This window comes from Acidovorax sp. 210-6, assembly GCF_010020825.1.
Taxonomy (GTDB): domain Bacteria; phylum Pseudomonadota; class Gammaproteobacteria; order Burkholderiales; family Burkholderiaceae_C; genus Simplicispira; species Simplicispira sedimenti.
The window spans coordinates 103880-123008 of sequence record NZ_JAACJE010000001.1; the positions used below are offsets into that span (position 1 = coordinate 103880).

At 64.6% G+C, this 19129-nt stretch carries 19 protein-coding genes; 13 read left to right on the forward strand and 6 right to left on the reverse strand.

Features of this window, described 5'->3' with window-relative positions:
• Nucleotides 1–7: 7 nt before the first annotated feature.
• A complete protein-coding gene (locus GWK50_RS00490) occupies nt 8–682 on the reverse strand; it encodes a response regulator transcription factor (RefSeq protein WP_162014785.1) in 675 nt (224 codons plus the stop codon).
• A gap of 54 nt (nt 683–736) precedes the next feature.
• The gene (locus GWK50_RS00495) at nt 737–1246 is read right to left on the reverse strand and encodes a MarR family winged helix-turn-helix transcriptional regulator (protein WP_197904952.1); all 510 of its coding nucleotides are present in this window, start codon (nt 1244–1246) and stop codon (nt 737–739) included.
• A 129-nt stretch (nt 1247–1375) separates the two neighbouring features.
• Between GWK50_RS00495 and recA the strand changes: the two genes are divergently transcribed.
• Nucleotides 1376–2458 (forward strand): recombinase RecA, encoded by a 1083-nt coding sequence (recA, locus tag GWK50_RS00500; protein ID WP_162014786.1) that lies wholly within the window; start codon nt 1376–1378, stop codon nt 2456–2458.
• 6 nt (nt 2459–2464) lie between these two features.
• Nucleotides 2465–2917 (forward strand): recombination regulator RecX, encoded by a 453-nt coding sequence (gene recX / locus GWK50_RS00505; RefSeq protein ID WP_162014787.1) that lies wholly within the window; start codon nt 2465–2467, stop codon nt 2915–2917.
• A gap of 58 nt (nt 2918–2975) precedes the next feature.
• On the opposite strand, the gene argC is transcribed toward recX, so the two are convergent.
• Nucleotides 2976–3908 (reverse strand): N-acetyl-gamma-glutamyl-phosphate reductase, encoded by a 933-nt coding sequence (gene argC / locus GWK50_RS00510; RefSeq protein WP_162014788.1) that lies wholly within the window; start codon nt 3906–3908, stop codon nt 2976–2978.
• Nucleotides 3909–4076: 168 nt separating this feature from the next.
• Here argC and sucC point away from each other — a divergent pair, with 168 nt between their 5' ends.
• From sucC to GWK50_RS00560, 10 genes are all read left to right on the forward strand, one after another.
• Entirely contained in the window at nt 4077–5237 is a 1161-nt protein-coding gene (sucC, locus tag GWK50_RS00515; RefSeq protein WP_162014789.1) for an ADP-forming succinate--CoA ligase subunit beta, read from the forward strand.
• A 15-nt stretch (nt 5238–5252) separates the two neighbouring features.
• A complete protein-coding gene (gene sucD, locus GWK50_RS00520) occupies nt 5253–6149 on the forward strand; it encodes a succinate--CoA ligase subunit alpha (RefSeq protein WP_162014790.1) in 897 nt (298 codons plus the stop codon).
• A gap of 246 nt (nt 6150–6395) precedes the next feature.
• The gene (locus GWK50_RS00525) at nt 6396–8099 is read left to right on the forward strand and encodes a serine/threonine-protein kinase (protein WP_242455246.1); all 1704 of its coding nucleotides are present in this window, start codon (nt 6396–6398) and stop codon (nt 8097–8099) included.
• Nucleotides 8096–8899, forward strand: a complete 804-nt coding sequence (locus tag GWK50_RS00530; RefSeq protein WP_162014792.1) for a Stp1/IreP family PP2C-type Ser/Thr phosphatase — start codon at nt 8096–8098, stop codon at nt 8897–8899. The genes GWK50_RS00525 and GWK50_RS00530 overlap by 4 nt, the downstream gene beginning before the upstream one ends.
• A 48-nt stretch (nt 8900–8947) precedes the next feature.
• Complete coding sequence (locus GWK50_RS00535; RefSeq protein ID WP_162014793.1) at nt 8948–9604, forward strand: FHA domain-containing protein; 657 nt, start codon at nt 8948–8950, stop codon at nt 9602–9604.
• A gap of 20 nt (nt 9605–9624) precedes the next feature.
• Nucleotides 9625–11907, forward strand: a complete 2283-nt coding sequence (locus GWK50_RS00540) for an adenylate/guanylate cyclase domain-containing protein (RefSeq protein WP_162014794.1) — start codon at nt 9625–9627, stop codon at nt 11905–11907.
• A 24-nt stretch (nt 11908–11931) separates the two neighbouring features.
• Entirely contained in the window at nt 11932–12723 is a 792-nt protein-coding gene (locus tag GWK50_RS00545) for a 3',5'-cyclic-nucleotide phosphodiesterase (protein ID WP_042421678.1), read from the forward strand.
• Nucleotides 12724–12903: 180 nt separating this feature from the next.
• Nucleotides 12904–13437, forward strand: coding sequence for a pilin (locus GWK50_RS00550; protein ID WP_162014795.1), 534 nt, complete (start codon nt 12904–12906; stop codon nt 13435–13437).
• A 62-nt stretch (nt 13438–13499) separates the two neighbouring features.
• Nucleotides 13500–14282, forward strand: coding sequence for a fimb protein (locus tag GWK50_RS00555; protein ID WP_162014796.1), 783 nt, complete (start codon nt 13500–13502; stop codon nt 14280–14282).
• A gap of 136 nt (nt 14283–14418) precedes the next feature.
• A complete protein-coding gene (locus GWK50_RS00560) occupies nt 14419–16011 on the forward strand; it encodes a Wzy polymerase domain-containing protein (RefSeq protein WP_162014797.1) in 1593 nt (530 codons plus the stop codon).
• On the opposite strand, the gene GWK50_RS00565 is transcribed toward GWK50_RS00560, so the two are convergent.
• Both GWK50_RS00565 and moaC read right to left on the reverse strand, forming a co-directional pair.
• Entirely contained in the window at nt 15962–16570 is a 609-nt protein-coding gene (locus GWK50_RS00565) for a Uma2 family endonuclease (RefSeq protein WP_162014798.1), read from the reverse strand. The genes GWK50_RS00560 and GWK50_RS00565 overlap by 50 nt on opposite strands.
• 60 nt (nt 16571–16630) lie before the next feature.
• Entirely contained in the window at nt 16631–17119 is a 489-nt protein-coding gene (moaC, locus tag GWK50_RS00570) for a cyclic pyranopterin monophosphate synthase MoaC (RefSeq protein WP_162014799.1), read from the reverse strand.
• Between the two features lie 180 nt (nt 17120–17299).
• Here moaC and GWK50_RS00575 point away from each other — a divergent pair, with 180 nt between their 5' ends.
• Nucleotides 17300–18781 carry a M48 family metalloprotease gene (locus tag GWK50_RS00575; protein ID WP_162014800.1) on the forward strand — a complete coding sequence of 494 codons (1482 nt, stop codon included), beginning with the start codon at nt 17300–17302 and terminating at the stop codon, nt 18779–18781.
• On the opposite strand, the gene GWK50_RS00580 is transcribed toward GWK50_RS00575, so the two are convergent.
• Nucleotides 18749–19102, reverse strand: coding sequence for a phage holin family protein (locus GWK50_RS00580; RefSeq protein ID WP_162014801.1), 354 nt, complete (start codon nt 19100–19102; stop codon nt 18749–18751). The genes GWK50_RS00575 and GWK50_RS00580 overlap by 33 nt on opposite strands.
• Nucleotides 19103–19129 lie beyond the last annotated feature (27 nt).

Below are 19129 nucleotides of genomic sequence, written 5' to 3' on the forward strand. Positions count from 1 at the left end.
GCAACCTTCAGCCTGGAATTTTTTCAAGACAGTAGCCCAGACCGCGCACGGTGGCAATGCGGATCGGGCCTTTCTCGATCTTCTTGCGCAGGCGGTGGATGTACACCTCGATGGCGTTGTTGCTCACCTCTTCGCCCCACTCGCACAGGCGTTCCACGAGCTGGTCCTTGCTGACCAGGCGCCCGGCGCGCTGCAGCAGCACCTCCAGCAGGCCCAGCTCGCGCGCCGACAGCTCGATCATCTTGCCGTCGATGGTGGCCACGCGCCCGGCCTGGTCGTACACCAGCGGGCCGTGCTTGATGGTGCTGCTGGTGGCGCCCATGCCCCGGCGGGTGAGGGCGCGCACGCGCGCCTCCAGCTCCTGCAGCGAAAACGGTTTGGCCATGTAGTCGTCGGCGCCGTAGTCCAGACCCTTGACGCGCTCCTCCACGCTGTCGGCCGCGGTGAGGATGAGCACCGGCAGCGCCGTGCCGCGCGCGCGCAGGCGCTTGAGCACCTCCAGCCCGTGCATGCGCGGCAGGCCCAGGTCCAGGATCAGCAGATCAAATTCGTTGTTGGTCATCAGCGCGGCGTCGGCCTCGGCGCCGTTGGCCACATGGTCCACGACGGCGCCCGAACTGCGCAGCGTGCGCAGCAACCCGTCGGCCAGCACCTGGTCGTCTTCGGCTATGAGGATGCGCATGGGGGAGTCTCCTGGTTATGCAAGGATTTTAGGGCGTTGCCTCAGAGCACGTTCTCAGTACGAGGCGCCGCTGGCATAGGTCTCCAGCCCGATGGACACCACCGTGGCCACGGCGTCGCCCACCTCGGCACGCCATTCGGCCTCGGCCTGCGCCACGGCCGCCTCGAAGGCACGCAACCAGTCCAGCCCCGTGGGGGTGAAGCACACGCGCCGCGCGCGTGCGTCGTGCGGGTCAGGCAGGCGCTGCACCAGGCCCCAGGCCTCGCACTGGTCCACCAGCGTGCCCATGGCCTGCTTGGTCATGCCCGCCTTGGCGGCCAGGTCGCTGAGCCGGTTGCCGCGCAGCGACAGGTGGCGCGTGATGTGCACATGCGCCGCACTTACTTGCTGGCGCGCCGCCAGGTTGGACAGCGCCAGCGGCACCTCCACATTGCGCGCCATGAGCTGCAGCACCCGCGCATCAAAGCGGCGCAGGGCGTGGCCCATCAGGCGGCCCAGGTGCGTCTGGCGCCAGGCATCGTGGTGTGCGGCATCCATAGGCGTGGCGGCGAGGGTGTCAGTCATGCGGAAATGGTAAATCAAACTGACCAAATATTTAGCGATGTTTGATTTATTGCTGGATAAACTACTGTTCAAGCATCCAGCCTGTGATGAAAAACAGGCGACACCATCCCACCTTCCAAGGAGTCCACCGTGAACGCTACCGCCACCCGTACCTCTCCCGCTGACAACGACAAGGCCAAGGACGAAAAAGCCAAGGCCCTGCAGGCCGCGCTGGCGCAGATCGAAAAGCAGTTCGGCAAGGGCACCATCATGCGCCTGGGTGAGGGCGAGGTGATCGAGGACATCCAGGTCGTTTCCACCGGCTCGCTGGGCCTGGACATTGCCCTGGGCGTGGGTGGCCTGCCGCGCGGCCGTGTGATCGAAATCTACGGCCCCGAATCCTCCGGCAAGACCACGCTCACGCTGCAGGTGGTGGCCGAAATGCAGAAGCTCGGCGGGCAGTGCGCGTTCGTGGACGCCGAGCACGCGCTCGACATCCAGTACGCGCAAAAGCTGGGCGTCAACCTGCAGGATCTGCTGATCTCCCAGCCCGACACGGGTGAGCAGGCGCTGGAGATTGTGGACAGCCTGGTGCGCTCGGGCGCTGTGGACCTGATCATCGTGGACTCGGTCGCCGCCCTCACGCCCAAGGCCGAAATCGAAGGCGAAATGGGCGATGCCCTGCCCGGCCTGCAGGCGCGCCTGATGAGCCAGGCGCTGCGCAAGCTCACCGCCACCATCAAGAAGACCAACTGCACGGTCATCTTCATCAACCAGATCCGCATGAAGATCGGCGTGATGTTCGGCAGCCCCGAAACCACCACGGGCGGCAATGCGCTGAAGTTCTACGCCTCGGTGCGCCTCGATATCCGCCGCACCGGCACCATCAAGAAGGGCGAAGAGGCCATCGGCAACGAAACCAAGGTCAAGGTGGTCAAGAACAAGGTCAGCCCCCCGTTCAAGACAGCGGAGTTCGACATTCTGTTCGGCGAGGGCATTTCGCGTGAGGGCGAGATCATCGACATGGGCGTGAACGCACGCATCATCGAAAAGAGCGGCGCCTGGTACGCCTACAACGGCGAAAAAATCGGCCAGGGCCGCGACAACGCGCGCGAGTTCCTGCGCGAAAACCCCGAATTGGCGCTTGAAATCGAGAACCGCGTTCGCGAACAGTTGGGTATTGCGCTGCAGCCGTCTGTCGCTGGCGCGTCTGCTTCGGAAAACGCCGCGTAAGCGGGCATGGCACAGCCCGCCCTTTCGCTCAGGGCCCGCGCACTGCGCAGCCTGGCGCGGCGCGAGCACACGCGCTCGGAGCTGCGGCGCAAGCTGGCGCCGCACGAGGAAACCGAGGGGCAGCTCGATGCCCTGCTCGATGCCCTGCAGGCCCAGGGCTTTCTCAGCGACGAGCGCGCCGCCGCGTCGCTGGTGCACCGCCGCGCTGCCCGCTTGGGTACGCAGCGTTTGCGCCAGGAACTGCAGGCCAAGGGGCTGGATGCCTCCACGGTGGATGCGGCCCTGGAAGGCCTGGGCGGCACCGAACTGGAGCGTGCCCGGGTGCTGTGGGAGCGCAAGTTTGGCGCGCCCGCGCCCGACGCTGCGGGCCGCGCCCGCCAGGTGCGCTTTCTGCTGGCACGTGGATTTGCCTCCGACACCGTGCGCCGCGTGGTGCGGGGTGTGGAAGACGATTTTTAGTGTTTTTAGCTGCTGGCGCTTGATGATCAAGCGCCAGCAGCTATTAAAACAATAGCAATCAAAGCCCCAGCATCAGGCGCAGGTTCTGCACGGCGGCCCCGCTGGCGCCCTTGCCCAGGTTGTCCAGCCGGGCCACCAGCACGGCCTGGCGGTAGGTTTCGTTGGCAAATACGCGCAGCTCCAGCTGGTTGGTGTTGGCCAGGGTATCGGCAGCGAGTTTCAGGTCGTCGGTGGGAGGCAGGACCTTCACATACTGCTCTGGCGTGTTGGTGCGGGCGTAGTGGGCGGCCAGTGCATCGTGCAGGTCGGCGGCCTTGGGTGCGCCGGGCAGCAGGTCCAGGTGCAGCGGGCATTGCACCAGCATGCCCTGCGCAAAATTGCCCACGGCCGGAATGAACACCGGGCGCCGGGTCAGGCCGGTGCAATGCAGGATCTCGGGGATGTGCTTGTGTGCCAGGCCCAGGGCGTAGGCCTCGTAAGGCGCGGCCTGGCCGGCTTCATAGGCTTCGATCATGCTGCGTCCGCCGCCGCTGTAGCCCGACACCGAGGGCAGCGACAGCGCTGCGTCTTGCGGCAGCAGGCCTGCATCGACCAGCGGGCGCAGCAGGGCGATGGCGCCGGTGGCGTAGCAGCCGGGGTTGGCCACGCGCGTCGCCTGGCGCACGGCATCTGCCTGCCCTGCGCACAGCTCCGGGAAGCCATAGACCCAGCCTGCCGTGGTGCGGTGGGCGGTACTGGCGTCGATGATCTTGATGGCCTTGCCGGTCTCCTGGGTGATGGCGTCCACCAGCGCCACGCTCTCGCGCGCTGCGTCGTCGTGCAGGCACAGCACCACCAGATCGGCCTGCGCAATGAGTGCGCGCTTGGCCAGTGGGTCCTTGCGCTTTTCGGGCGCGATGCTCAGCAGTTGCACGCCCGCCATGCCTTGCAGGCGTTCTCGGATCTGCAGGCCGGTGGTACCGGCTTCGCCATCGATGAATAGGGTGGGCATGGTCTCTCCAGGGCCATGTGCGGCACGGGGGTGTCGCAGCATGTAAGTTTGCAAAAAGGTATGGTGCGCCGCACCATGATACATTTACCGGCTGCCATGTCCCAAGCCCGCCGCCAGAACAATCAGCCATGGTAGACGGGTGAAATCCCTTCCCTGAGAGAGACCCTCATGAAGATTCACGAATACCAAGGCAAGGAAATCTTGCGTAATTTTGGCGTGCCCGTACCCCGGGGCATTCCGGCATTCACCGTCCAGGAGGCCGTGGAAGCGGCCCAGAAGCTGGGTGGCCCCGTCTGGGTGGTCAAGGCCCAGATCCATGCGGGCGGCCGTGGCAAGGGTGGCGGCGTGAAGGTGGCCAAGAGCATTGACGACGTCAAGAAGCTGGCCGAGCAGATCCTGGGCATGCAGCTGGTCACGCACCAGACCGGCCCCGAAGGCCAGAAGGTTCGCCGCCTCTACATCGAAGACGGCGCCGACATCAAGAATGAACTGTACATCTCGCTGGTGACCGACCGCGCCACACAGAAGGTGGCCCTGATCGCCTCGAGCGAAGGCGGCATGGACATCGAGGAAGTGGCCCACTCCACGCCCGAGAAGATCATCACCGAGATGATCGATCCGCTGACCGGCATCACCGCCGACCAGTCCAAGAAAATCGCAGCGGCCATCGGCCTGACCGGCGGCTCGGTGGACCAGGCCGTGGATCTGTTCGCCAAGCTCTACAAGTGCTACATGGACACCGACGCGTCGCTGGTGGAAATCAACCCTCTGAACTGCGATTCCAAGGGCAACCTGATCGCCCTGGACGCCAAGTTCAACTTCGACGCCAACGCGCTGTTCCGCCACCCCGAGATCGTGGCCCTGCGCGACCTGGACGAAGAAGACCCCGCTGAGGTCGAGGCCTCCAAGTTCGACCTGGCCTACATCAGCTTGGACGGCAACATCGGCTGCCTGGTGAACGGCGCCGGTCTGGCCATGGCCACCATGGACACCATCAAGCTGTTCGGCGGCGAGCCGGCCAACTTCCTGGACGTGGGCGGCGGAGCCACCGCCGAGAAGGTCACCGAAGCCTTCAAGATCATGCTCAAGAACAAGAACGTCAAGGGCATTCTGGTCAACATCTTCGGCGGCATCATGAAGTGCGACACCATCGCCACTGGCGTGATCACCGCCTGCAAGGCCGTGAACCTGTCCGTGCCGCTGGTGGTGCGCATGAAGGGCACCAACGAAGAGCTGGGCAAGAAGCTGCTGGCCGAGTCCGGTCTGCCCATCATCGCTGCAGACACCATGGCCGAAGCCGCGACCAAGATCGTTGCTGCCGTCAAGTAAGCCCGGAGAACACACATGTCGATCTACATCAACAAAGACACCAAGGTCATCACCCAGGGCATCACGGGCAAGACCGGCCAGTTCCACACCGAAAAGTGCCAGGAATACGCGAACGGCAAGAACTGCTTCGTTGCAGGCGTGAACCCCAAGAAGGCCGGTGAGTCGATCTTCAACATCCCGATCTACGCCTCCGTCAAGGAAGCCGCAACGCAGACCGGCGCCACCGTGTCGGTGATCTACGTGCCGCCCGCAGGTGCCGCCGCTGCCATCTGGGAGGCCGTGGAAGCAGACCTGGACATGGCCATCTGCATCACCGAAGGCATCCCTGTGCGCGACATGCTCGAAGTGCGCAACAAGATGAAGGCCAAGGAAGCCGCTGGCGGCAAGAAGACGCTGCTGCTGGGTCCCAACTGCCCCGGCATCATCACGCCCGACGAAATCAAGATCGGCATCATGCCCGGCCACATCCACCGCAAGGGCCGTATCGGCGTGGTTTCGCGCTCCGGCACGCTGACCTATGAAGCCGTGGCCATGCTGACCGAAGTGGGCCTGGGCCAGTCCACCGCCGTGGGCATCGGCGGCGACCCGATCAACGGTCTCAAGCACATCGACGTGATGCGCGCCTTCAACGACGACCCCGACACCGACGCCGTGATCATGATCGGCGAAATCGGCGGTCCCGATGAAGCCGAGGCCGCACAGTGGTGCAAGGCCAACATGAAGAAGCCCATCGTCGGCTTCATCGCTGGCGTGACCGCGCCTCCCGGCAAGCGCATGGGCCACGCTGGCGCGCTGATCTCCGGCGGCGCCGACACGGCCGATGCCAAGCTCGCCATCATGGAAGAGTGCGGTTTCGTCGTGACGCGCAACCCCTCGGAGCTGGGCAAGCTGCTCAAGGCGCAGCTCAAGTGAGTGCAGCGCCTGTGGGCGCGCCCGACCGAAGCGCCTGTGGCCTGTGCCCAGGCGCTTTTTGTTTCTGGTGCTGACAATTTTGTCGGGTCAGGCGCGGGCAAACCCTGTCGCTATGGCTGGGTAACTGGTCATAGCCTCATGGCGTGGCCCCGGATGTCGGGGCGCAATTCTTGCTTGCCTAGAGTACGAACAACAGGGGTGCAAACAGTGGGTGGTCACCGAGGAGGGCGTCAGACATGGCAGCACGTGCTACGGCACGGGGCTGGGGCCGTGCTGGTGGCGCTGGTGCTGGGGCTGATGCATCTCTTGTCTGGCGGTGCGCTGGATCGCCATCTGTTCGACGCTGCAGCGACAGGTGTGCATTCTGCGGAGCAACTGCATGCTGTGCCAGCGTGGGTAGTGGCTCTGCCTTGGCTGGGTGTGCAGGCGGCTCTGCTGGTGCTCGTCGGGGTCTTGCCGGTGTTGAGCGCGGTTGCCGGGGCAGGACTGGCCCTCGGTCTGGCGGGCGCGCTGCTGGCTTTGCAGTGGGGCGCCATGCAAGCGGCTTCTGTGGCGCTGCCGCTCACTCTGCCGGCGGCGGTGCTGGTGCTGGGTGGGTTGGTGCAGGTCCTGCTGGTGCGGGTCGATCCGGAGCACAAGGCGGTGGCTGCGCCGTCGGCCGCAGAGGTCGAATCCGAGCGCATGATGGGCTTGGCCTTGATGGGCCAGGGTCAATTGGATATGGCTTTTGAGCGCCTGCGCCGTGCGCGCGGCTTGCCGCAGGTGCAGGGCGATTTGCTGAACCTGGCCCATGAGTTCGAACAGAAGCATCGCTACGACCAGGCCGTGGCGGTGTATGAACACCTCCTGCGTCACGACCGCCAGCATGCCGAAGCGCGCAAGCGGCGCAAGCGTGCACGTCACCTGGCCGAAATAGCAGCCCAGGCCAGCAAGCCCCAGGAACTGCCATCTGATTCTGCGGCGCACCCTGCCACGCTGGGGCGCTATCAGATTGAAAAGGAGCTGGGGCGTGGCGCCATGGGCGTGGTCTATCAGGGGCGCGATCCCAAGATCGGCCGGATCGTGGCCATCAAGGCGCTGGCGCTGGGGCAGGAGTTCGATGGTGCGGCCCTTGTGGATGCGCGGGCGCGCTTTTTCCGTGAGGCCGAATCCGCAGGGCGGCTGCAGCACCAGAACATCGTCACCATCTATGACGCGGGTGAGGACCAGGGCCTGGCCTGGATCGCCATGGAACTGCTCAAGGGCCAGGACCTGAGCGGCGCTACCCAGCCGGGCAAGTTGCTGCCGGTGGAGCAGGTGGTGTCGATTGCGGCGCGGGTGGCCGATGCGTTGGACTATGCGCACCAGCAAAATGTGGTGCACCGTGACATCAAGCCCGCCAACATCATGTATGACCCGCGCGCCGACGCGGTCAAGGTATCGGACTTTGGCATCGCCCGCATCACCGACAGCAGCAAGACGCGCACCGGTCTTGTGCTGGGCACGCCCAGCTTCATGGCGCCCGAGCAGCTCGCGGGCCAGCGCGTGGATGGGCGATGCGATCTGTACGCCTTGGGCGTCACACTGTTCCAGCTGCTGAGCGGCCAGTTGCCCCTGCGCGGCAACTCCATGAGCGAGCTGATGCACCACATCGCCCATACGCCTGCCCCTGATCTGCGCACGCTGCGGCCAGAACTGCCGGCGGACCTGGCGCAGGTGGTGGAACAGGCCTTGCGCAAGAGCCCGCGCGAGCGCTTTCAGACCGGACGGCAGTTTGCTTCCGCCCTGCGTGGCGTGCACGCCACCCTCGGGGGGGCAGGCACCCCCGCGAACGTGTCGCCAGGGCAGGCGCTCGTCTATGATGCGCTCAGCAATCCCCCTGGGCACAATATGTCGGATTTCCAAGAAACCGTGATGGACGCGGCTGCGCCGCGCACGCCCGCAACGGGCCGGGACAAGGCCACGCCATGACGGGTTTGTCCATCAGTTACCAGTTCTGCGCGCTCACCGACCCGGGCCGTGTGCGCGCCAACAACGAAGACGCGGTCACGGTCGATCCTGTGGCGCAGCTCGCCGTGCTGGCTGACGGCATGGGGGGCTACAACGCTGGGGAGGTGGCCAGCGGCATGGCCACCACGTTCATTCAGGCCGAGCTCTCCCGTTGGATTGCGCAGGCAGGCACGCACCTCAAGGCGCAGGATTTGCGGCGTGCCATCGAGATCTGTGTGGACAACGCCAACCAGGCCATCCTGGGCGCTTCGGAGGCCAACCCGCAGTACATGGGCATGGGCACCACGTTGGTGGTGGGCGTGTTCCAGGGCACTCGTCTCATGCTGGGGCATATTGGCGATTCGCGCTGCTACCGTTTGCGTGAAGGGGTGCTGGAGCAGATCACGCGTGACCATTCCTGGTTGCAGGAACAGATCGACGCAGGCCTCATCACGCCGCAGCAGGCGGCGCTGTCGAGCAGCCGCAATCTCGTGACCCGCGCGCTGGGCGTGGAAGAAGACGTGCTGGTCGAAATCAATGAATTCCTTGTGGAGCCGCAGGACTTGTACCTGATGTGCTCCGACGGCCTGAGTGAGATGGTCGGGCACAAGGAGTTGACCGATCTGGCTGCTGCCAGCGTGCCTCTGGCTGACAAGGCGCGCCAGCTCATCGACGCCGCCAACGCCGCCGGTGGGCGGGACAACATCAGCGTGGTGCTGGTGCAGGCGGCGGCAGACAGTCCCAAACGAGGTTTCATGTCGCGCCTGTTGGGTGCGGCATAACCAGCCACAGAGTCATTACACAAGCTTAGAGAACTACAGGAGTTGGTCATGCCCAAAATGATCGTGTCGATCGACGGTGTCGTCATCAAGGAAGTGCAGCTCACCAAGGAGCGCACCACCCTCGGGCGTCGTCCCTACAACGACATCGTGATCGACAACTTGGCCGTCAGTGGAGAGCACGCGGTGTTCCACATGCATGGCGAGGAAGTCGAGGTCGAAGACCTGGGCAGCACGAATGGCACCTATGTCAATGGCAAGGCCGCCAAGCGCCAACCTTTGCGCAACGGCGACACCATAGAGGTGGGCAAGTACAAGATCCGCTTCCATGGCGACGAAGAGGCGGGCGGGTTCGAAAAGACCATGATCTTCAAGCCCGGCATGGTGCTGCCCCCGGCCATGCCACGGCCCGCTCCAGCTGCGGCTCCTGCCGCCGCCGCAGCGCCGCTCCATGCGGTCATCAAGGTCATGAGTGGCGCGGCGGCCGGCCGCGAGGTGGCGCTCACCAAAGTAGTGACGACCATCGGCAAGCCTGGGCTGGCGGTGGCGTCCATCACGCGCAGAAACAACGGATTCGTGCTGGCCCACGTCGAAGGGCCAGATATGCCGTTGCACAATGGCCAGCGCATTGGTGGTACACCCGTGCCACTGCACAACGGTGACCGACTGGAGCTTGCTGGCACCGAAATGCAGTTCGTCCAGAGCTGACCAGTCCCTGGCCTGAGGCCATGACGCACCAGGCGCCTTCGGTCAAGGCCAGAAGCTGGGGCGCGGCATTGCGCCGCCGCGGGCTGCGCCTTCTGGTTGCTTTTTTGCCCATGCTGCTGGCGTTGCTGCACGCCAGTGGTGCATGGCGCATGCCGGTGCTCGATCGGCTGGACCAGATCATTTACGACATCCGCTTGCGCGCCACCATGCCGCGCACCCTGGACGAGCGTGTGATGATCGTCGATATTGACGAGCGCAGCCTGGAAGAAGTAGGCCATTGGCCCTGGGGGCGTGACAAACTGGCGCAATTGACCCAGGAGCTGTTGGAGCGCCAACAGGCGGCTGTCTTGGGTTTCGATGTCGTTTTTTCCGAGCCCGATGGCAGCTCAGGGCTGCGCCATCTGCAGCACCTGGCCCAGGGGGCATTGCGCGACGTGCCCGGCTATGGGCAGGCCCTGCAGAAGCTGGCCCCGGAACTCGACTTTGACCAACGCTTCGCTGAAGTGCTGCGAGGGCAGAGCGTGGTGCTGGGGTACTACTTCACCAGCGACCGCGACGGTGGCGCGCGTGGCCAGCTCCCCCAGCCTGTGGTGACCCGCCAGCAATTGATGGGCCAGGCATTGCGCGCCACGGCCTGGAACGGGCATGGCAGCAACATCCCCTCGCTGGCCCAGGCGGCGCCCGTGGCGGGTTTTTTCAATGCCATGTCCGATGTTGATGGCGTGGTGCGTTCATTGCCACTGCTGGCGCAGTACCAGGGGCAGTACTATGAATCCCTGGCGTTGGCCGTGTTTCGTACCCTGTTGGGCTTGCCGGAGGTGCGGCCCAGCTTTGCGGCGGGCGGCACGCAGGAATGGGCTGCCGTTCAGGGCATCGAACTGCACCAGGATGGGCGCAGCCAACTCATCCCCACCGACGATCGGTTGGCAGTGCTGGTGCCCTACCGAGGGCCCGGGGGACAGCGGGGCGGCTCGTTCAGCTATGTCTCTGCATCCGACGTGCTGCGGGGCAAGCTCCCGGCCGCGCAATTGCGGGACAAGGTGGTGTTGGTGGGCTCCACGGCGCCGGGGCTGCAGGATTTGCGCGCTACGCCTGTGGGGGGCGCCTATCCGGGCGTGGAGGCACACGCCAACCTCATCGCCCGCTTTCTGGATGGGCAGGGCCCAGTGCAGCCGGATTACGCTCTGGGCTTTGACCTGGCGCAGATTGCCATCGCCGGCTTGTTGCTGGGGCTGCTGTTGCCGTGGATGGGGGCTGGCCTCGCATTGGCGCTGAGCGTCTCGGTGTTTGCGGCCTTGGTCGGGTTGAATCTGTGGCTGTTTCTGTCCCACAGCCTGGTGTTTCCCTTGGCCACCGTCTTGGTGATGGTGCTGCTGGCCTTTGCCCTGAACATGAGCTACGGCTATTTTGTGGAAAGCCGCACCAAGCGCGGACTGGCCCATTTGTTTGGTACCTACGTGCCGCCCGAGCTGGTGGATGAAATGGTGCGCGAGCCCGAGCGCTACAGCATGCAAGCGGCCATGCGTGAGCTGACGGTGATGTTCTGCGACATCCGCGGTTTCACCACCCTGTCCGAGCGCATGGAGCCGGTGCAGTTGCAGGCCTTGCTCAACACCTTGTTCAGCAGACTCACCCATGTCATCCGCCAGCAGCGCGGAACCATCGACAAATACATGGGCGACTGCGTCATGGCCTTCTGGGGCGCCCCCGTGACCGCTCCCGACCATGCACACCTGGCGGTGCAGGCGGCGCTTGACATGGTGCAGGCTGTGCACGCGGTCAATACCGAACACCAGGCGCAAGGCCTGCCCGCCATCGGCGTGGGGGTGGGGCTCAACACCGGCCCCATGTGCGTGGGCGACATGGGCTCCGACGTGCGCCGTAGCTACACCGTCATCGGCGATGCGGTGAACCTGGGCTCGCGCCTGGAGGGTCTGTGCAAGGCCTACGGCGTGGAAATCGTGGCCAGCGAAAGCACGCGCGCGCAGGCCCCCGGCTTCGTCTGGCAGGAGCTCGACCGCGTGCGCGTCAAAGGCAAGGAGCAGGCCGTGGCCATCTACCGCCCCCTGGGACCGCGAGACGCCATCGGCGCGGCGGAGCACGAGGCCCTGGAGCGCTGGCACAGCTGGCTGGCCGCGTTCCGTGCGCAGGACTGGCTGCGCTGCGACGCACTCTGGCCCCTGCTGCCCACCGGCCCCGGGTGGGACGGACTGCGCAGCTTCTACGCCCAGCGCATCCAGGAGCGCAGGGTGTTACCCTACGACCCTGGCTGGGACGCCGCCACCCAGTTCGACACCAAATAACCTAGACACAAGGCCCTCACCACCATGCAAGTGCGCGTGCTCGGCTGCTCGGGCGCCATTGCCCGGGAATGCCGCACCACCTCCTTCCTCGTCGATGGGCATATCCTCATCGACGCGGGTACCGGCGTGGGCGACCTCACGCTGGAGGAAATGCAGGCCATCGACGACGTCTTCCTCACGCACTCGCACCTGGACCACATCGCCGCCCTGCCGCTGATGCTCGACGCCGTGGCGGCGTTGCGTCACCAGCCGCTGTGCGTGCACGCCCTGCCCGAGACCATCGCAGCATTGCAGCAGCATGTGTTCAACGGCGTCATCTGGCCCGACTTCGGGCGCATACCCAGCCAGGCGCAGCCCTTTGTGCGCTACGCGCCGCTGCGCGCCGGGGAGATCCTGCGGGTGGCAGGCACCACCATCGAAGTGCTGCCCGCCCGGCACACCGTGCCTGCCGTGGGTTACGCGCTGCAAGGCAGCCGTGGCTGGTGGGCCTTCAGCGGCGACACCGGCGGCTGCCCGGAATTCTGGCAGCGCGTGAACCAACTGCCCTTGTCTGCGCTGGTGATCGAAACCGCCTTCAGCAACCGCGAAAGCGCCCTGGCCCGCCGCGCCCAGCACCTGGCCCCTGAAACCCTGGCCCGCGAACTGGCCCAATTGAGCCCGGCACGCGCCTGCCCCATCTACATCGCGCACACCAAACCGTCGGAGACGGAACTGATCATGCAGGAGGTCCGGGAGTTCGACGCCATCACCCCGCATGGCTTTGATGCGCCGCATGACATCCGGTGGCTGAGTGCGGGAGATGTGCTGCAGGTGTGATGCCCCGCGCACAAATGGAGCTACAGGTTTGGCATGTTGCGCGACAAAAATGTCACCCAATCTATTGCCGCGCTGGGCCGAGGCAAGTACCGCAAGTGAGGTAGGCCCAAAGCAGCCTGGCACGATATCTGCTAATCAAATGTCGTCGATTGACTCTCTTAACTCTCCAAGGAGTGATATATGAAGCGTACTCTGCAACAAGGCTTTACCCTGATCGAACTGATGATCGTGGTGGCCATCATCGGTATTCTGGCTGCCGTGGCTCTGCCTGCGTACCAAGACTACACCATCCGTGCACGCGTAACGGAGGGCCTGGGCTTGGCAGAACCGGCCAAAGTCATGCTGTCAACCGAAGTGGCATCACCAGGTGACCTGACCGTGCAAGCCAACGAGTGGAATGCTCGGGCTGGTGGTGTGGGCGCTACGTCCAAATTTGTGACGTCGGTGCGGGTCAACAATGCCTCTGGCGTCATTACGATTACCTACAACGCAGGTGCAGTGGGTGTGGGTGCTGCAGCCAACACCTTGCTGCTGACCCCTTGGACGCGTGATACGGCAACCGGTCAAGCTTTTGCTACTGCACTTGCTGCGGGTGCTACGGGGTCGGTGGACTTTGCCTGCACTTCCGCGGGCACAGCGACTGCTGCCCAGCAGGGCATTACGGCCGCAGCAGGCACCTTGTTGGCAAAGTATGCACCGGCTCAGTGCCGCTAATTGACTAGCAGGTTCAAAAAGAGCGCCTCGGCGCTCTTTTTTATTGGTAAATTCTTTGATCCATGATGATGGAAACCGGCATACGAATTCGAGCAGCATTAAAAGCAACTCTGATACATACCAGCATCAGCATTGCAGTCTCTGCATCTGTCGCCATCCTGGTCTTTGGAGTCTGGTACCCATTTCCATATCGGGATCTCATGGGCGGATTTCAATTGGTTGGCTTGATTATTGCGATCGATGCAGTGTGCGGCCCATTTCTGACTCTATTGTTGTATTCACCATACAAACGACGCGCGACATTGATTTTTGATTTATCCGTAGTGGGCCTGCTGCAACTTGCGGCGCTGCTATACGGTTTGTATATTATTGCGCAAGCTAGGCCAGTAGCGTTGGTATTCGAGGTGGATCGCTTTGTTGTTGTGAGTGCCGCCCAGGTTGTAGGTCGAGTAGAAAGACAGCTAACAGCAATAAATCAGGTATCCTGGTGGGGGCCAAAGACCCTAAGCGTACGTGAACCCCGCAACACACAAGAAAGAATCAACAGCCTTGAGCTATCTCTGCAGGGTGTTGAACCCAGCGCGCTTTCGACTTGGTGGCAACCGTATGAGAGCAGCCTGGATTCGATTCAAAAGAGAATGAAGCCTCTGCGCAATTTATATGAAAACCGGGGGAATCCAGACCAAACAAAAATAATGACATCATTAAAAGAATTAGGACTATTGCTGGATTTAGTCTACTATCTTCCATTGGTAACTCAAAAATCTCTGGAGAGCTGCATCGTTCTATTAGATCGACAAGGCAAAATTCTTGGATTCACATTCGTGAATGGTTTTGATGATTAGGTAGCTTCAAATGCCAAACGCAACACATATTTAATGAGTTGCTTGATCATCTCATCGCCCAGGCTTTCGAATACATCCGCATAAAAGTCTCCCCCGTCGGTGGCAGGTCCATAACCGAATCGAACTGATCCGTCGAATGCATTTCTTGACCGGCCTGGGGCCCGCGCTGGCGCTGGCAGTGCCGTTTTTGTTCTCCAGCACCCGTGCGCCTCTGACCAATTTCTGGCCGCTGATGTGCGCCTGGCTGTGTGCCGGGGTGCTGGCGTTGCTGCTGGTGTGGCAGGCGCGGCGGCCCGATGCGCCGGGCCGGCACGCACTGGCGCGGCAATGCGCGGCGGGTGTGCTGCTGGCGGCTTTGCTGGGCAGTGCCGTAGGCCTGCTGCAGTACTTTGGCCAGACCGATGGCTGGTGGGGCTGGCTGCATCCCGCGCAACCGGGCGTGGCCATGGGCCAGTTGCGCCAGCGCAACCAGCAGGCGTCGCTCCTGAGCCTGGGCCTGTGGACGCTGTGGTGGCTGGTGGCGCAGGTGCCCCGGACCGGGCCGGACGGCGCGCGGGGCCATTCGGTGCTGGCGGTGGGGCTGGGTCTGCTGCTGGCCTGGGCGCTGGCCTTGCTGGTCGTGGGCAGCGCGGCCACGGCCTCACGCACCGGGCTGGCCCAGTGGCTGGTGCTGCTGGTGCTGCTGGCATGGTGGCGCAAGTCCCTGGGGGCGCTGCCGCTGGCACTGGCGCTGGCGGGCCTGCTGCTGTACGCCTGGGCCGCCTGGCTGCTGCCCGACCTGCTGCTGCGCTGGACGGGCGTGCAGGCCGAGGGCCTGTTCCAGCGGTTCGGCGAGGCCCCGGGCTGCACCAGCCGCCGCGTGCTGTGGGCGAATGTCTGGCATCTGATCCTGCAGCGGCCCTGGACGGGCTGGGGCTGGGGCGAGCTGGACTATGCCCACTACATCACCTTGTTCCCGGGGACGCGCTTTTGCGTGCTGCTGGACAACGCCCACAACCTGCCCCTGCACCTGGCCGTGGAGCTGGGCTTGCCTGTGGCGGCTCTGGCATGCGCGGCGGTGGCCTGGTGGGTCTGGCGCGCCAGGCCCTGGGCCGAAACGGACCCGGTGCGCCAGTGGGCCTGGGGCATTCTGGCCGTGGTGGGCCTGCACAGCATGCTGGAGTTTCCGCTGTGGTACGGGCCGTTCCAGTTGGTCACGCTGTGGGCCCTGGCGCTGCTTTGGCGCGGGCGTGGGCTGGATGCAGCCGTACAAGTCGTGCGGCGTGTGCCCTTGGGTCTGTGGGCGGTGGTTGCGGTGGCGGGTCTGGTGCTCTGGGGGGCGCTGGGGTGGCAGTACCACCGCATCAGCCAGATCTACACGCCTGTGGCGCAGCGCATGTCTTCCATGCGCGACAACCCCTTGGCGCAGGTGCAAGGCAGTTGGGTGTTCAAGGACGCCATTGCCTTTGCCGAACTGACCACCATGCCGGTCAACCGCGACACTGCCGAGCGGGCGCATGCGCTGGCCCTGCGCATGCTGCACTATTCACCCGAGCCCCGCGTGATCGAGCGCCTGATCGAAAGCGCCACCCTGCTGGGCCTGGACGACGAAGCCGCGTTCCATTTGCAGCGCTACCGGGTGGCGTACCCCAAAGACCATGCACGCTGGCAGAAGAAGAACGGGATGTCGGGCGAGCCGCTCATGCCTGGTCGGGCGCCGGGTGTGGTTGTGGCCCCGTCGTCGTCATAGGCACGTCTTCGTACAGGGCCTCCAGCGGCACTTGCAGGCCCACACTGGCCCATTCGACGTGGCCCCCAGCCTCGATGGGGTGCAGCACCCAACGCTTGCTGTCGCCTTCGCGGCGAAACAAATCGAGGCTCGGGCGCTCGGGGTCGATCAGGGCGTATTCGCGCAGTGTGGGCAGCTTGCGGTAGGCAGCAAACTTGGCGCCGCGGTCGTAGGCGCTGGTGGCGGGGGACAGCACTTCCACTACCAGCACGGGGGCACTCTTGCTGTGGCTTTGCCCACGGTCGCTCTCGGCGCAGGTGACGAAGACATCGGGGTAAAAAAATGCGTTGTCTTCTTCCACGCGCAGCTTCATGTCAGAGATGAACACGCTGCAGGGGCTGCCGCGCAGGTGGTTGCGCAGGGCCATGGCAATGTTCAGCGCTACAGTCACATGGGCATCAGAAGCGCCCGCCATCGCAAACACTTCCCCGTCGTGGTACTCGTGCTTGGTGCTTTGCTCGGCCTCCCAGGCAAGGTAGGCTTGGGCATCAAAAAACGGCTGTGGTGCGGGTAGGGACATGGCTCGCTCCGGGGTAGGTGGTCATGGTAGCAGTCTGCGCCTGGCAAGGAGCATCGCGCATCAGTCCGCCACATAACTCCCCGACTTGCCCCCGTGCTTTTCCAGCACGCGCACTTCGTGGATGGACATGCCGCGATCGGCCGCCTTGCACATGTCGTAGATGGTGAGCAGGGCCACCTGTACGGCGGTGAGGGCCTCCATCTCCACGCCCGTGGGGCCCACGGTTTCCACCGTGGCGGTGCAGGCAATGCCGGTGGCGCCTGGGTACTGTGCGCTGGCGGGGGCAAAGTCCAGCGCCACGCGGGTCAGTGCCAAGGGGTGGCACAGGGGGATGAGGTCGCTGGTCTTCTTGGCGCCCTGGATGCCTGCGATGCGGGCAATGCCCAGCACATCCCCCTTCTTGGCGTTGCCGGCCTCGATGAGCGCCAGCGTGGCGGGCAACATTTCAATGCGGCCGCTGGCCACGGCCACGCGGTGGGTGGCCGCCTTGGCAGCCACATCCACCATGTGGGCCTGGCCCTGGGCGTCAAAGTGCGTGAGGGGGTTCATAGGTAAAGCTGTGACTTGGGCGGAAACTTTGGCAAGACAGGGCATCATACGGGCATGCGCATCCCATCGCTCTCTTGCACTGGTCCCCAAGCCCTGCTGGCGGCACCACCCAAAAGATCAAAGCAAAAATGGCCTCTGAGGCAATGTGCGCAAGCGCTGGCAGCTATTGGTTTTATAGCGATGGGGCTGCTTGCGCCCGTATCGGCACAGGCGCAGAACCGACTCCCCACCCTGGGCGACGGCGCTGAACTGACCACCAGTGCCGAACGGCGGCTGGGCGATGGCATTGCCCGCCAGCTCTACCGCGACCCCGACTACCTGGACGACCCGGTGCTCGTGGAGTACGTGCAGACCCAGTGGCAGGCCCTGCTGGCGGCGGCACGGGCGCAGGGTGAGGTGTCGCCCGAGCTGGACGAGCGCTTTGCCTGGGAGGTACTGCTGGGCCGCGACCGCAGCGTCAATGCCTTTGCTCTGCCGGGGGGCTACCTGGGCGTGCACCTGGGCCTGATTGGCGTGACTGCCAGCCGTGACGAGCTGGCCTCGGTGCTGGCGCACGAACTCAGCCACGTCACGCAGCGCCACATTGCCCGTCTGGTGGCGCAGCAAGGCAAGCAGGCGCCGCTGTTGCTGGGCAGCATGATTCTGGCGGTGCTGGCGGCGAGCAAGAACCCCGAAGCTGCGCAGGCGCTGGCGGTGGGCGGGCAGGCGCTGGCGGTGCAAAACCAGCTCAACTTTTCGCGCGACATGGAGCGCGAAGCCGACCGCGTGGGCTTTGGTCTGATGGACAGCGCAGGCTTTGCGCCCCAGGGTTTTGTCGCCATGTTCGACAAACTCCAGCAGGCCAACCGGCTCAATGACAACGGCTCCTGGCCCTACCTGCGCAGCCACCCGCTGACCACGCAGCGCCAGGCGGACATGCAGGCGCGCCTGCCCGCCGGGGGCGCACAGGCGCAGCCCACGCTGGAGCATGCGCTGATGGCAGCGCGTGCGCGTGTGCAATCGCGCCCCGGCACCGACGTGCTGCGCCAATGGATGGCCGAGCCCCAGGGCAGCGGCTTTGCTGAACTGCCTGCGCCCCGCAGGGCAGCGGCCTTGTATGCAGCGGCGTTGGCAGCCAGCCATCTGCGCGATGTTGCGCTGGCGCGCAAGCTGCTTCCCCGCCTGCAGCAAACCGTGCAAGGCGATGCCGTGGCGCAGCGCCAGGCCGGGCTGCTGGCTGCGGAGGTGGAACTTGCGGGTGGCGACGCCAGCGCCGCCCTGCGCCACCTGCCGCCCCATCCGCGCACCCGGCCCGAACTGCTGCTGCGGGGTCAGGCCCTGCTGCAGGCGGCCACCAAGGCGCCGCAGCCCGATACAGCGGCCCTGGCGGCCCAGACCGAGTCCCTGCAGACCTGGCTGGCCTTGCACCCGCGCGATGCCGGTGCCTGGCTGCAGCTGGCCCAACTATGGCAGGCCCAAGGTGTGCCACTGCGTGCCGTGCGCGCCGAAGCCGAAGCCCATGCCGCCCGCTACGACTACGCTGCGGCGGTGGACCGTTTCAAGGCCGGGCAAGACCTGGCGCGCCGCAGCACCACGGCCGCCGACCATGTGGAGGCCTCCATCATCGACACGCGGCTGCGTGCCGTGGAGTCACTGCTTCGAGAACAGGCCGCCGAGCGCTGACTCGATGACCAGCCCCAGCACCGAATAGATCAGCGAGCCCAGCAGGGCCGCGCCGAAGCCGGTGACGTGGAAGCCGTCGAGCACGCTCGCAGCAGCCCAGAACATGAGCGCGTTGATGACGAACAGGAACAGCCCCAGCGTGACGATGGTGACCGGCAGCGTCAGCAGCACCAGCAGGGGCCGCAGCACCACGTTGAACAGCCCGATGACAAAGGCCGCGAGCAGGGCCGACGGGAAGCTCTGTACCTGCACGCCACCGTAGATGTAGGCCACAAACAGCAGCGCGCAGGCGCTGAGCAGCCATTTGGCAAGGAGTTTCATAGATTCAGCATAACGCAAACCCATGTC

Coding starts and splice junctions, on each gene's coding strand:
- sucD (WP_162014790.1), top strand. CDS start 5,253: ATGTCGATCTACATCAACAAAGACACCAAGGTCATCACCCAGGGCATC.
- GWK50_RS00490 (WP_162014785.1), bottom strand. CDS start 682: ATGCGCATCCTCATAGCCGAAGACGACCAGGTGCTGGCCGACGGGTTG.
- GWK50_RS00580 (WP_162014801.1), bottom strand. CDS start 19,102: ATGAAACTCCTTGCCAAATGGCTGCTCAGCGCCTGCGCGCTGCTGTTT.
- GWK50_RS00540 (WP_162014794.1), top strand. CDS start 9,625: ATGACGCACCAGGCGCCTTCGGTCAAGGCCAGAAGCTGGGGCGCGGCA.
- GWK50_RS00550 (WP_162014795.1), top strand. CDS start 12,904: ATGAAGCGTACTCTGCAACAAGGCTTTACCCTGATCGAACTGATGATC.
- GWK50_RS00575 (WP_162014800.1), top strand. CDS start 17,300: ATGGGGCTGCTTGCGCCCGTATCGGCACAGGCGCAGAACCGACTCCCC.
- GWK50_RS00495 (WP_197904952.1), bottom strand. CDS start 1,246: ATGACTGACACCCTCGCCGCCACGCCTATGGATGCCGCACACCACGAT.
- GWK50_RS00565 (WP_162014798.1), bottom strand. CDS start 16,570: ATGTCCCTACCCGCACCACAGCCGTTTTTTGATGCCCAAGCCTACCTT.
- GWK50_RS00530 (WP_162014792.1), top strand. CDS start 8,096: ATGACGGGTTTGTCCATCAGTTACCAGTTCTGCGCGCTCACCGACCCG.
- GWK50_RS00560 (WP_162014797.1), top strand. CDS start 14,419: ATGCATTTCTTGACCGGCCTGGGGCCCGCGCTGGCGCTGGCAGTGCCG.
- sucC (WP_162014789.1), top strand. CDS start 4,077: ATGAAGATTCACGAATACCAAGGCAAGGAAATCTTGCGTAATTTTGGC.
- recX (WP_162014787.1), top strand. CDS start 2,465: ATGGCACAGCCCGCCCTTTCGCTCAGGGCCCGCGCACTGCGCAGCCTG.
- moaC (WP_162014799.1), bottom strand. CDS start 17,119: ATGAACCCCCTCACGCACTTTGACGCCCAGGGCCAGGCCCACATGGTG.
- argC (WP_162014788.1), bottom strand. CDS start 3,908: ATGCCCACCCTATTCATCGATGGCGAAGCCGGTACCACCGGCCTGCAG.
- GWK50_RS00545 (WP_042421678.1), top strand. CDS start 11,932: ATGCAAGTGCGCGTGCTCGGCTGCTCGGGCGCCATTGCCCGGGAATGC.
- GWK50_RS00555 (WP_162014796.1), top strand. CDS start 13,500: ATGATGATGGAAACCGGCATACGAATTCGAGCAGCATTAAAAGCAACT.
- GWK50_RS00535 (WP_162014793.1), top strand. CDS start 8,948: ATGCCCAAAATGATCGTGTCGATCGACGGTGTCGTCATCAAGGAAGTG.